Source organism: bacterium (genome assembly GCA_009926305.1).
Taxonomy (GTDB): domain Bacteria; phylum Bdellovibrionota_C; class UBA2361; order UBA2361; family RFPC01; genus RFPC01.
Genome location: RFPC01000020.1, coordinates 1 through 13,610, shown reverse-complemented (window position 1 = coordinate 13,610; position 13,610 = coordinate 1). Strand labels below are relative to the sequence as shown.

The window sequence follows — 13,610 nt, the reverse complement described above, 5'->3', positions numbered from 1 at the left end:
GAAGATACAAGGTATGTCTTCACAGCAGTTATCAATCCTCGATGTAATAACCGAGCGTCCTGAACGTTCTCGGGAACAACGCCTTGCACCACCGTTCTTTTCCGATGTGCCGCTCGTCATCGTCACGCTCTTACTGATGGCATTTGGTCTCCTCATGCTGTATTCAACGTCTGGAGTGCTTGCTCAGGAGAAGTTTGGAGACGAATATTACTATCTGCGGCGACAGGGGATTGCGGCACTTATCGGTTGTGTTGGAGTTGTAGCAATTTCGCGTCTGAAGTTGTCCCTCATTCGACGACTCTCTCCCTTATTGCTTCCTGCATCCATCATTCTCTTGCTGTTGCCATTGGTCCCCGCTATTGGTGTTAAGGCTGGAGGAGCTGTGCGCTGGGTCAATCTGCTCGGACTGCGGTTTCAGCCGGGGGAGGTGGTGAAGTTAGGATTTGTTGTATTCATGGCGGGGTACTTTGCTCGCAGAGAAGCCCGATTACATATATTTTCACAGGGTATTCTTAAGCCACTTCTGCTCGTGGGTGTTATTGCATTTCTTTATCTACTGCAACCAGATTTTGGGAGTACTGCGCTTACTCTCTTAATTACATTTGCCATGGCGTTGTGTGCGGGAGTCCGCTTCCGCCATCTTGCTATCTCAGGAGCATTTTGTGGCCTCGCATTATTAACTTTGGTACTTACCAGCCCTTATCGGGTTCGACGATTGCTTTCCTTCCTTGAGCCGATGGCAGATGCATCTGGAAAGGGCTACCAGCTGATCCAATCCCTAATAGCGGTCGGAAGTGGTCAACTTTCGGGGGTAGGTCTTGGTGCGAGTCAACAGAAGTTGTTTTTTCTTCCAGCTGCTCACACTGATTTTATCTTTGCAGTGGTTGCCGAGGAACTTGGGTTTATCGGTAGCACTTGTGTCCTTCTCCTGTTTGGCCTCTTTCTGTGGCGGGGGCTAAAGATCTCACTTCGACTTACGCATGATACGTTTGCCTTTACACTCGGAATAGGGGTAACCCTTTTCATTGTTGCTCCAGCCTTGCTGAACATGGGGGTTGTACTTGGTTTATTACCCACCAAGGGCTTAGCCTTGCCTTTTCTCAGTTATGGTGGAACAAGTACGGTTGTGAGTCTATTGGGAGTTGGAATCCTCTTAGTGCTCGCTCGGAGGCCTAGCAATGCTGTCAGAAGCGGAAAGTGAAACTGTTGAATCAAGGGCGCGACGGGTTCTTATTGCTGCCAGCGGTTCTGGCGGACACCTGATGCCTGCTCGATACCTTGCCGACGTATTAGCCAGAAGAGGATATGAAGTTCATTTTGTAGGAAGTGGGCGTCGTCTTGAGGAGGATATCTTTCGTGCGTCACCGTATGCTACTCACTCTATATCGCTATCTGGATTGAACAATCTCGGCCTAAAGGGCTGGATTCGATTTCTGCTCAAATTTCCCGGAGCGTTATTCAATACCTTGCGCCTTTTTTCAAAAGTGCGTCCTACCGTGGTAGTCGGGGTGGGAGGATACGCTTCAGTCTTGCCGATTCTTGTTGCTTCTTTGAAGGGGGTTCCCTCTTGGATTCATGAAGCGGAGCTGTCAGCAGGTAATGCGAATCGATTTCTTTCTCGATTTGCAACTAAGGTTTCGGTGGCCTTTGCAGAGACGAGAGATCTTCCAGAGCAAAAAATTGTTTTTACCGGACATCCAATTCGGCATGATGTCTTGGAGGTTGCGAGGGAGGAGAGAGTCCCGAAAGAGATTAAGAATCTTCTCGTCATTGGAGGTTCTCAAGGAGCAAAAGCAATAGATGATGTTTTCTTTGAGATTGCGCCGCAACTCAGGGAAAGAAGTCTTGAGCTTTTTCATCAGTGCCGCCCTGAACACTTGGATCGACTTAAGCATCGCTATAGAGAAGTTGGACTTGAAGCAAGAGTAGAGAGTTTTATTCATGAGCTAGGAGAGGCCTATCGTTGGGCGGACGTGATCGTGTGTCGTGCTGGAGCCGGGACAGTAATGGAAGTAGCGACCGTAAATCGACCAGCGATATTTGTACCATTCCCATTCGCTCAGGGGCAGCATCAGCACAGAAATGCGGAGACTCTCTCCTCCCAGGGAAAGGCGTATGTTGTCGAGGAAGGTGATGCATTCCAAGAACGGCTGCTTGAGCAGATAACGAGACTGCTGGATCCTGAGGAGTATCAGCAAATGGTTGAGCGAAAAGGTCCTGAGAGACCATTAAATGCCGCGGAACGGATTGCAGATGGCATTGAGTCGTTAGTCGAAGCGTAAAGAACCTGTCGAGCATCCGATTTCTCTATCCCTAAAAATCATATTCTTCTTCAGTAATAGAATGAAAGGAGGATGCCGATGTCACGAAGTATTCAAAAACAAAGCGTTCTTTATTCCTTGATATGCTTGCCGTTTTTATTTTCAGCGGGATGCGTTGCAAAGCAAGCAAAAGATATTGAGGGAGCGCTCGTTGAATCACGAATGAGGCCTCCTTTTGATATAAAAATAGCGCAAAGAAAATCTGGAATTTATCTCGATGGTTATGTTTCACGTCCGAGTGACAAACAAGAGGCTATTGCTATCGCCCAACACCATGCGGGAAGGAGAAACGTTTTTCCGCATATCCATATTCATTCTGAAGAAGGGAAAGCAAGATACTCGCCGCATGCATCTCTTCAGTCTCTCAAAGAATCGATTTCCACAATAGCGCAGTCATATGAAGGAAAGGGTTTAGAAGTAACGGACATTTCAATTGCCCAGGATACAATTTCAGTATCAGGTGATGCGAACAATTTTATGGTGGTCGATGAATTCCTCTCTCGAGTAAGGAATGTAACTGAGGACAGTCAAGTGGAATCATTGATTACGGTGAATGGAAAAGAATATATGTCGCTATGGGGCAAATATAGCGCGAGTGTAAGTGCAGCACGTGAGTAGCTCCGGGCTATTTTCTCCAGAATTCAAAGGTGAACAGCACGATAATAGTGTAAAACTCGAGTCTTCCAACAAGCATTCCACCAATGAATGCGCTTTTCGATATCAGTGGCAGAGCCGCATAGTTATCATATGGCCCAAGTTCACCTAGGGCGGGGCCAATATTTGAGAGAGCAGAGATTGAGGCCGTAGTGGCTGATATGAGATCGAGACCTTGAAAAGATAAAATTGAGCTAAGAGCGATAAGAACGGTAATGTAGAGGAAGATAAATCCCCAGATGGCATTGATCACATCATTCGAAACCGTATGGTCATTGATTTTGATCGCATAGAGTGCACGAGGATGAACCACTCTTTTCAGTTCTTTTGAGAGTTGTTTGATCGCTGTGACAATCCGTATGCATTTTAGTCCTCCTGAGGTTGAGCCTGACATGCCTCCCATAATCATCAAAAGAATCAGGAGAAACTGAAGTCCTGCTGACCAATGTTCATAGTTGATATTGGTAAAGCCAGTAGAGGAAGCGGTGCAGACTACCGTGAAAGCAGCATGGCGGAAGCTCTCCACTAACGCCCCGCTACTACTCCATAAGCCGAGGGTCAAGAGAGTTACTGCAAGAGCAATAATTGCTAAGTACCATTTTGCCTCTGTCGAGAAGAGTGCAGATAATGACCCTGAGAGTAGGAGGCGAAAGTGTAGAGAGAAGCTTATTGAGCATAGCAGCATAAAGACAATTAAGATGTCTTCAATAAGTGGACTATTAAAGAAGGCAATTCCTGTTGATTGTGTAGAGAATCCTCCCGTGGAAGTAGTCGTCATTGCATGGTTAATAGCATCGAAGAAGCTCATTCCCGCAAAGTAGAGAAGACATGCAAGAATAAGAGTTAAGCCGAGGTAGAGTCCCCAGAGCATTTTCGCGGTATCCCGCACCCGTGGAGTAATTTTGTCTTTACTTGGCCCTGGGGTCTCTGCTCGAAACAGTTGCACCCCTCCTAGTCCAAAAATAGGGAGGATAGCAATAAAGAACAGGACAATACCCATGCCACCAATCCACTGTGTCATCGAGCGCCAGAGCAGGATACTTCTCGGCACCGCATCGAGATCAGTCAAGATTGAGGCTCCAGTGCCAGTGAATCCAGAGGTCGACTCAAAGAGCGCATCAAGAAAATGGATGGCTGGATCGGAGAGATAGAATGGGATGGCGCCTACTATCGCTGTTCCGAACCAGGCAAGGCTTACGAGAGCTATTCCGGTCCGATTATTGAGCTCTGCCCGATAACTCTTTTGGCTAAAGTAAGCGAGAGCACCGAGGAGTGAACATCCAACAGCACTGAGAATCAAATGCTTGCCTGCAATTTCACCGATGAGCATTCCATACGCACCAGGGATAACCAAGAATAATGAGAGGAGAGACAAAAGGCCGCCGAGGAGCTTGATAGTAATTCGAAGATCCATGTTTCTTTCTCAGGTAAGGTCAGAAAAATTTTATTTGCGCTACTTAGGAAATCATCTCCACTTTTTTACCAAACAGCTTCTCTAGTTTTACATGAGCGCCTTTGGTGATAAAGAGGATAAGTGTGTCTTCGACTGCGAGAAGAGCATCTCCTGATGGCATGATAATCTCTTCTTCTCGAATCATAGCAGCGCAGAGCACACCTGATGGAAACCTCACTTCAGAGATTGTTTTTTGAGCAATTGGCATTCCTTCCTCGATGACAATTTCTAGGAAGCCTGCTCCTAGATGACGAAGTGATGGGTCTGCAATAAGTGCGTCTTCCTTATGGATGTGAGCAAAGATTGCATTTGCAGCGGCAGCTCTTGAGCTTACCACAACGTCTACTCCGATAGCGTGAACGAGGGGAAGGTAGGAAGCCTTATTTACCAGAGCCATTACTGAACGAGCCCCAAGCTTTTTGGCAAGCAACGCACTAAGGATGTTGTCCTCTTCATCATTTGAGACTGCAATAAAAGAATCAATGTCTTGAATGTTTTCCTCTAAGAGAAGGGCCTTATCTTTCCCATCGCCCACGAGGATCAGAGTGTTTTTGAACTCGTCAAGGAGTTCATGTGTTGACTGTTCCTGGGATACAATAAGCTTTACCTGAATGTCTTCTTCTTCAAGGGCATGAGTTAGAGCTTTTCCAAGCGAGCCGCCACCCCAGATCATGGCACTGCGCGGTGGAGTGAAATTATGTCCTGCCATTTCAAAGAGAGAGTGAACTTGTTCTGGCGGGGTAATGCAATAAATCATATCGTCTTCTAGGAGCTCATCATTACCTCGGGGGACAAGCAGTTCTCCATCTCGTACGATGGCGATAATAACGAGGTGAAGCTTCTCTCTTATCTCAGTCAGCCCTCGCAGCTTTTTGCCGATAAAAGGGGAAGTTGCTTTGATATCTAACCCGATGAGCTGGAGCTTTCCGTCAGCAAAGTCAACGACGTCACGAGCACCAGCCACTCGAAAGAGGCGCAGGAGATAATCTGCAGCAGCTTGAATCGGATTAATCGTGAGGTCAAAGATTTCTGAAAGATGACTCTGCACGATATCTTCGTGCAGGAACGAAACTTCTCTCATCCGAGCTATTCGCTTTGTATCGGGATTAACGAGTTTTGCCGTTATGGATGCGGTTACATTAATCTCGTCCTGATTCGCTACTGCGATAAAATAATCAGCGGTATTTATACCTGCCTTTATTAAGACTTCGGGGAGGCAGCCGTTCCCGTGTAACGCTTGGACGTCTAAGTTTGAGGTAGCCGCTTCAAGTTTTGTTTCGCTTTTCTCTATCAGGACAACGTCGTGTTGTTCTTGCACGAGTTGAGTTGCAAGGGTAGTCCCAACGTCTCCCGCTCCAAGCACAATAAACTTCATTTCAGTTCTCTCATTCTACACCAGAGTACATCTTCACTGGAGTACGACCCATGATTTTGACGGGGCAAAAGCGCCAAATCCTTCTTCTCTTTGTACCTCTTTCAACCTCTTCTCGCCAGAGCAGCATTGAGCTGCAGATTTAATTTATCCAAAAAAATCAGGTTATTAGACAAATCTTGCCACATTGCCTCCATTCTCTTCCATAACGAGAGTGTATAGGAGCGTTTTTTTAGGTACTTCACTCATGTCGCGCAAGAACATTGCTCAGCAAGCTGTAGAGCAAAATCAGGAGACGTCTCTTGAGGTGTCTACGGACTATCGCGGTCAGTTCAGGGAAGCCGCCTCTGCCGTAATTGAAGCAATGAATGTCCCGGGGGGACCTCCCAAAGAAACAGAACACAAAGATGCGATTGCAGAGAATCATGAACGGCTTCAAAACGCTGGCCTTGAAGATGCGGCAGTGATTGCATCCAGGACGATGTCAAGCTCTCCAACTGCAACCTCAGGCACCAAGGTCGGAACATCAACTTCTTCAAAAGATCAGCAGGCATTTGAAGATCAACGGGTTGGAGATGGAATCTCTTCGGGAAAAAAGCGTAGAGGAAAGGGACGTTCCACAGTTATTCCGGATTCGATACATGTTCTCGTAGATCTCCTTGAAAATTCTCTCTCTGAAACACAGGTTCAAGAAGTTCTTGAACAGGCCATCGAGGCACGATCGAAGGGAAGCGCGCTAGAAATTTCAAAAAATGAGCTGAATGAAATAGCGACGGCAATCTTTGAAGAGATTAGGAATAGCTTAGCGAATGGAGACCTGAGTGAATCTGGTCGCGAGCGTCTACAGGAAGAGATATCCAACTTATTCACAGCGCATAGCGACCTGGCTCTTGAAGATGATGAGCGCCAATGGTTAGAAGGGCAGAAGCAAGCCATGCGCGAGGTTTCCATCGGTAATGGCGCTGCCTCTCTCGCAGAACCAGCTCTCTATGACCTTTCAACAGAAGTTGCTCACCTTGTTCATGAGCACGTTCTTACTGCTCCGCAGGGGCTTTCTCCTCAAGCTCAGTTGTCGGGACTTATCGCTTCATACTCTTCGCGGGGTTTTACGGGAGCCCTACAGGTGACGGAACAGCACGGGTTAGAAACTGTTGTCTCTTCCCTCGTAGCTGCCTTTGATAGAGTTGGGGACACGACTCTCACAAGCGAGCAACGTCATGAACTCGCTCGGGAGGTCCTTCTTCAGATAGTAAGAGAAGAGCTTAAGGGTTTTACTCTCGATATGGCCAAAGAGGACCTTGTCTCAGAGGTTCAAGGTGAAGCGATTGCGACCTTTGAACAGCATCTGATGCGCTCTCCATTTCCTGAGATTCTCTCCCAAGAGTCTACTATTCGTTCACTTGCCCTTTCTGAATATGAGCAACAAAAGAAAGAATTGAGTGCATTGGTGGTAAAAGAGGTGCAAGGAATACAGGAAAAAAGTGAAAGGCTCTTAGCACTAAATAGCCGCGACATACATTCAGAAAAAGAGGTATTCTCTATTCTTCTTGAGCTTAATGCTGATGGGATACAGTTTCTTGATGATGTTCTGCAAGAAGAGCATGGTTGCACACTAGAGTCTCAGCTTGAGTCAATTCTTGGGAGTGAGCGGGCGAAGATTCTCATCAATGGATTGCAGACAGACAACGCGACGTATCATGCTGCACTTGCAGCCAGGTGCATTGAATATAGAGTTGATTCTTCAGGTCAGGAACAACTCGGAATTGCGAGCATAGCTCAGAGTGATGATTTTGTAGATCGCTTAACAGCAGATCGGGGAGGCTCAATTCGAGCGTACGAGTCACTGTTTGGTGATGTGAAGGCTCCTCTTGAGGCATATTCAACAGGGGATATCACTCGATATCATAGAGCAGAGCTGGTACTGCTTCGTGACGGCGATGAAGCTCTTCGACATGCCATTTCATTTTCACGCTATCGTGATTCGCAAAAAGGCGTTATTCGACAGGATCCGTCTCTGATAGCTATTGACTACGCTGAAGAGTTACGAAAAGTTCCTGCTGAGTTACGGCAAGGAGTGTTAATCCACCTCGATCAAACCTTGGGGACTAATGCAGTTCAAAGTTTGCTTGACTCCCCCAAGGTGAAAGATTCAGGAGCGGCACTGTACCTTGCTGGAGTTATAGAAGATGACTCTGCGAAACAACTTACGGGTAAGCTGCGGCTCGCAGAGCAAGATATCTACTTTAGTTATCTAGACATTCTTGCTCTAGGTCATACTGCCATGCAACAGGGGCTCGCCTCACAAGTTGCGACTCATTACAGAGAGCACTTTCAGCAGGAGTTCACTCTGAAGCGAGATCACGTGACTCAGACATGGATCGAAGACAAGCATGACGTGCCAGAAGCAGTGCAAGCAGCAAGAGTTCAGTTATATGAAAGCGTCTCTCAGGACAAGGCTATTGCCACTCATGATATTATGACAGTCATTGGCCATGAGGCTTCCCTCCTTGGGAGTGAGGCTGCACGCTCTTTTGTGGCTCGCGGAGAACTTACCGACTATGAAAAGCAATTTTTTCAGAAAGAGAAACAGGACCTCATCGCCTCTGCTTCAGCTTTTAGCGAGTCGATTGCGTTAGATTCAAAGGTTCTGGAAAGACTGATTACCCTTCGCTTTCAAGAAGCACTTGAGGAACAGAAGGTATCCCTTATCGCAAATACAATTCGGGAGCAGGCACAGCTTGATAGAGTCGATGGTCGAGGAGTGGGGCCGCAAGATAGCGCTATAGAGACTTCGAATCGAGAAAACGTGAAAGCGCTGTTAGGCAAACAGGGAATTTATGAAGAGAGCCCCCTATTTGCGCAACTCATGAGTCATTATGAAAAAAGCTATCAACACTATGACCGTGTATTCAAAGATATGCAGCGGGCAGCTGAAGAGCTTCGCTCAGTATCCAATGATGAAGAGATGGTTAGATTTTTGGCTCGAAATGAAAAGATCACCGAAGACCAATTTGATGCCCTCACCCAAAATCAGCAAACGCAGCATGACTGGGGATATACTAAAACAGAGCTGATAATTCTGAATAAGATTCTAGCTCAGGCTTATGATGAGACCGATGGAGCGGTAGAAATTGCAAAAGATGAGTTTTGGACGGACCGATGGAAAAGAAAAGCTGCCTATGCGCTTGACGTAAAATATGCATCGAATGACGCGATTGCCCCGAGACTTTCGAATAGTCTGGTGCAGGAGGAGTACCAATCTCTCTTAGAAAAGCTGGAGAAGAGAGATGTAATCACTGAGCATGCTCTTGCACTCAAAGAGATTGCGGTTCAGCCAGACTCTCTATTTCAAATAATCGAGTTTGCACAAGAGCATCGTGAAAACCTTCCACAAATAATTCAAAGGACGGAAGAGCTGTTTGGTACTACTATCGAACAGTTGCTTCCGGAAAATGGAAATATTCGAGTTGTAACGGATGGTAATGAGAGCTCAGCCTTTTACTCGAATGATATTCTGCAGGAGATTCTCTTAGCACGAGGTGAATTAAGCCCAGAGCTTCAAGAAAAGCTCATGCTAGTAGCGAAAACTCACTTGAGTGGCATAACACGGCAAGAAGCCGAAGAGAGAGTCGGGAGCGTCGAGACAAGAGGCCTTCTCCAGAGCGCTCGAATACGAAGTGGCAATAGCTATCGGGTAGCAGATCTCGTTGAAGAGCGTCAGGCGTACATAGAGAGATTCGCTCTGGTATTCGGCAAGGAGAAGGCAGAGATACTATCAAGCAATGTCAACGAAGCTTTAAGGGAGCATGTACTGAATGGAACCCTTAGAAACGCCTTCGCCTTAGACCGGCTTGCAGTCACAGGAGATTACCTTCGGATTCCGATTCACAAAGGACAAGCAGACCAGTATGAGATCGGAAGGATTCTCTCTGAAGTGTTTCCTTCGGGAGAAGTGAGTCGTTGGGAAGAGCGAATTACAAATGCCCGAGAAGGTCTGAAGGCTGACTTCATGGAAGAGCATAAAGAGACATGGAAAAACGCCGAGGGAGCTGTCTTTCAAATTCATGAGGCGATGAAAGGAGGTTTCTTTGGTTGGGGCACCAGTGAAGAAGAAATTCGAGCAGCACTACGAGGGCTATCTCCAGAAGAAAGATCGTTTGCCATTGAGCTGTATGAAGTTCGGCACAAAGAAACCATGTTAATGCATTTCCGTGAGGAGATGGAGGGTGCCGATCTTGAGAGAGCATTGGCGTGTTATCGAGGAGATGTATCTTTTGATGACCAATTCGCCATAGAGGATGCCGTTGATTCCTGGTTCGGCACAGATCGGAAGGTGTTAGCTGCTGTACATGATACGATTGCAAATCTGGAAGAATCGACTCGTAATGAACTCGCGGAGGAAGCGAAGCGTCTTTTAGAAGAAGCAGAAAGATTACGTCTTTCAAAAGATGAAGCAAAAAAAGCGGAGAGCGCCCGAGTTGCTATTCAGGCCTATCAATATGAGCAGGCAGCAAGAGGAGAGCTGAGAGAGAATGCCCTTCTTCAAGAGAGAGTCAAGAAAAGTCTGAACGAATTTTTTAAGGAGTGCGAGAGGGCAACAGGGCTGAGCTATGAGATGCTGCTTCAGAAAATTGATAATGCAGAGCAGGTTGAAGAGGTGGTGCTTGGCATCGATGACCCGGATGCGGCATTCGCTCGGAAATTGGAGTCGTCATTAAAGAGTAGGGATGTTGAAGAGGTCTCGAATCTTCTTCAACAGGAGCGTGACAGGATGCGAGCAGAGGTGCTCACTCTTCGTCTGGAATTTGATGATCAAGGCGCAGTCAAGCATACGCATGGTCCAGAGGGTCAGCTTCTTATTCGCGGGGAAGAAATCACCGCAGAGCACCTCCAACAGTTTCAGCTCTTACAGCTCTTATCAGCTGAAAACTCTCTTATTATTACACTCGAAAACAATGCGCTCTCCTCCGAAGTCGAGCACTCTCTTCGTCAGCAACTGAAAGAGATTCAGAGTGTACGCGAAGAAGTGCAACAGATGTCATCCCAGGAATTCCTCTCTCAAGTCGCTGAAGGGAAAGAAAGTCTAGTTGCTATATTGAATCGAATGTTGACGGATGAATCCACGGGTGCTCCAAGTGAAATGCTCGTTTCGCAGTTTGAAAGCTTTTATACTCAAACGGTGCTGCAACCGAAGTATGGCTATAATCAGCATTTGGTCAAAGGTACTCTATTTAACGAGGGAACTTCGCTGCACATGCAATGGCAGGAACGCCTATCAGAGATAGAGAAAAAGTTCTCTGATTCAACTCTAACGCTTTCAGAGCATATTGAAACAAATATTCACAATGCACTCGATAAAAAACTTTTACAGGCAGAATTATCTGGGAATCTTGATCAGATCGGAGCATGTCAGTTAGCGCGAGCTATCACTTCAAATGATGAGGACATAATTACAGAGGCGCTATTCCCACCTGAGCTGATGCAAGTGATTGAACGTCAGAGGAATCTCATAGAGCTTTATGAAGCTCAGGAAGCTCTTTCTGATGATCAAAAACAAGAGCTTGAGAGAATGCGTGAAGAAAATGCAAAGATCTTGAAAGATCGTATCGATCGACTCGAGGTGTCTTATGCGGAGTTATCGCCGTCGCTACCCTATGTTGCACGTGATATGTGGCGTGGAGTAGAAAGACGATTGGGCAGAGCTACTGCTGAACTCTACCGCAGTGCGCTAGAAAAAGGGGAATGTTCTGACGCTCTGAAGCTAAAGATTTCAATGGACGGGGCTGGAACGAATGAAGAGCTTCTTTTTCAGGCGCTTGGTGATCCGACACATGGCACTTCGCAGAAGTCAGTAGAGCAAATAGTGGCATTAGCAGAGGAGTTTTGCGCGTTAGAGGAGCGAGAGGAATTAAAAGGAAAGGAAGCGGTTCAGTACTTAAGAGAGTGTCTGCATGGTGAATTAAGTGGTGAGGAGCAGTGGCAGGCGGATCTCTTGCTGGTAGGAGTGCCTGAGACAGTCGCTCAGATGTCAGAGATATTAACTATTCATGCGAAATTTGAAGATAGTGCATGGATTTCAACCGGAGCTGCGTGGGGCCGGTTTGAGGAGTCAAAGAAAGCGTTTGACGATATCTTGAAAGAGGTCACTCCAGCTGAGCTGAAAAGCATGAGTGAGGAGGAGCTCCAATTGCGGTTGGGAGCAGAGCGATACAATGAGCTCTTTGTCCATTTTGAAGCGGCTGCGAATTCGGCTGATATTGGTAATCAGGAACGAAGAGCGTTCGCAGATTTAGTAGTAAACACGGCGTCGACTGTGGGAGTTGTTGCGGGTGGGATACTGGTAACGTGGGGAACCGCTGGCCTCGGTACGGCAGGATATTTAGCTGCAGTAGGTGGAAGCTTAGTCACTGTTCGAACCGGTCTCTCCTATGCGATGAAAGGAGATAGTTACTCTGGAAGTGAGGCGGTAATGGATACCGGGATGGCAGTAGTAGATACTGCTTCTCTAGGAGCAGGAATTCTCATTTCAAAGGGGATTAGTAAAGCAACGACGAGTATCGTAAATCGAGTGGCACCTCGTCAGGCAGCGAGGAGTGCCGTTAGCCAAACACAAGGAGCGACGCTAAGACTTGTCAGTAGAGCAGGCGAAGAGGTTTTAGAGCAGACGGCAGAACGAGGCTTGGCTTCAAAGGTAGGTGGTATGGCGTGGCATGCTACCAGGGCAACTGGTCGAGGAGCGCTAAGAACGGGGGCTATAGCTGGTGAGGCTGCTATTCAAGGTGCATCGGATGGGTTTCTTGTCGGCATGTATATCCAGGGAGCTGATTCTAATACTTGGAGGAACGGCTTTCTTGCAGGGATGAGTGGTATGTTGTCTTCTGGAGTTCGAATGGCAGGGACTGGGGCTGTGATAGGAGCTTTTGCTGCACCAGCCATGATTGGAGTTGCTAAGACTGCGAGTTTAGGTGGTGGGCTTGCGAAGAAAGGGTGGAAGAAGATTCGTGGGAAAAGTGATTCTTCAACTCCAGAAATCACTGCGCATGTAGATCAGGTAAGAGCGCAGCGTGAGAAGATTGCTGAAAGAAGCCAACAACAAATGCGAGAGGCGAATAATGGAAATTCTGGAGAGAGCGCTGTAGACAGGCATCTTTCTCGCAGTGTGGATGATACAGCAGTGATTCACAATTTGCAGGACGCAAGAAACAAAGTATCTCAAGAGGTCACAGAAGTAAGTGATGAAGCGATTGAAAATTTTTATCGACAACTTGATGCTGATCAGGCAGTGACATCAGGCGATGCGCTTGAGCGTGAAATCCATGAGGCATGGCAGAGAGCGGATGATGAGGGACTGAACGGAGGAGCAGAGCCGTTTTCAGGACCCGCTAGTGGTGGTCCGAGCGGAGGTGCTCCTACTGGCAGAGGAACTCGTTCAACGGTATCAGAGAGTGGCCCGGCTGACCCTGTGGGGAGGACATCGAGTCCACAGCCACCATCACCAACTCGTTCGAATGGAGGGCCTTCTGACTCTCCACAGGCGCGGGTTGAAGGAGTCGATGAAGGCGCGAGTGTGGCCGTATTAGACCCTCCCCAAGTAAAGCAGGAGGTGGAGTTAACAGAGGATGATCTTCTTAACTTTGAGAAGATGAAAGAACAGTTTGAGCGCCAAGGGGCTGAGGAAGCTGTTGATAGGTCAGCGAGGCAAGCAGATTCCAACGGAGCAGGTACTAGTAGTAGCCCACGAAGAGAACCGAGTATGCCGGGCTCATCGCGCGGAGATGTTCGTCCATCGCAAACACGGCAGGAAATCCAG

6 protein-coding genes are annotated in these 13,610 nt (G+C 47.3%); 4 read left to right on the top strand and 2 right to left on the bottom strand.

Translation table 11 applies throughout. From position 1 onward, the window contains the following. Positions 1 to 13: 13 nt before the first annotated feature. The 3 genes from ftsW (at position 14) to EBR25_05125 (ending at position 2,939) form a co-directional block, all read left to right on the top strand. Complete coding sequence (gene ftsW / locus EBR25_05135) at positions 14 to 1,201, top strand: putative lipid II flippase FtsW (GenBank protein NBW40377.1); 1,188 nt, start codon at positions 14 to 16, stop codon at positions 1,199 to 1,201. After that, positions 1,179 to 2,282, top strand: coding sequence for an undecaprenyldiphospho-muramoylpentapeptide beta-N-acetylglucosaminyltransferase (murG, locus tag EBR25_05130; protein NBW40376.1), 1,104 nt, complete (start codon positions 1,179 to 1,181; stop codon positions 2,280 to 2,282). Before ftsW ends, murG begins: the two co-directional genes overlap by 23 nt. 72 nt (positions 2,283 to 2,354) lie before the next feature. After that, positions 2,355 to 2,939, top strand: coding sequence for a BON domain-containing protein (locus EBR25_05125; GenBank protein ID NBW40375.1), 585 nt, complete (start codon positions 2,355 to 2,357; stop codon positions 2,937 to 2,939). A 7-nt stretch (positions 2,940 to 2,946) separates the two neighbouring features. Here EBR25_05125 and EBR25_05120 read toward each other — a convergent pair whose 3' ends face one another. Together EBR25_05120 and trkA are read right to left on the bottom strand one after the other, a co-directional pair. Next, positions 2,947 to 4,389, bottom strand: coding sequence for a TrkH family potassium uptake protein (locus EBR25_05120; protein ID NBW40374.1), 1,443 nt, complete (start codon positions 4,387 to 4,389; stop codon positions 2,947 to 2,949). A 43-nt stretch (positions 4,390 to 4,432) separates the two neighbouring features. Next, on the bottom strand, positions 4,433 to 5,803 hold the full coding sequence (trkA, locus tag EBR25_05115) for a Trk system potassium transporter TrkA (protein NBW40373.1): 1,371 nt from the start codon (positions 5,801 to 5,803) through the stop codon (positions 4,433 to 4,435). Positions 5,804 to 6,047: 244 nt separating this feature from the next. Here trkA and EBR25_05110 point away from each other — a divergent pair. Further along, the coding region (locus tag EBR25_05110; GenBank protein NBW40372.1) for a hypothetical protein at positions 6,048 to 13,610 on the top strand (7,563 nt) is incomplete at its 3' end.

Coding starts and splice junctions, on each gene's coding strand:
- trkA (NBW40373.1), bottom strand. CDS start 5,803: ATGAAGTTTATTGTGCTTGGAGCGGGAGACGTTGGGACTACCCTTGCA.
- murG (NBW40376.1), top strand. CDS start 1,179: ATGCTGTCAGAAGCGGAAAGTGAAACTGTTGAATCAAGGGCGCGACGG.
- ftsW (NBW40377.1), top strand. CDS start 14: ATGTCTTCACAGCAGTTATCAATCCTCGATGTAATAACCGAGCGTCCT.
- EBR25_05125 (NBW40375.1), top strand. CDS start 2,355: ATGCCGATGTCACGAAGTATTCAAAAACAAAGCGTTCTTTATTCCTTG.
- EBR25_05120 (NBW40374.1), bottom strand. CDS start 4,389: ATGGATCTTCGAATTACTATCAAGCTCCTCGGCGGCCTTTTGTCTCTC.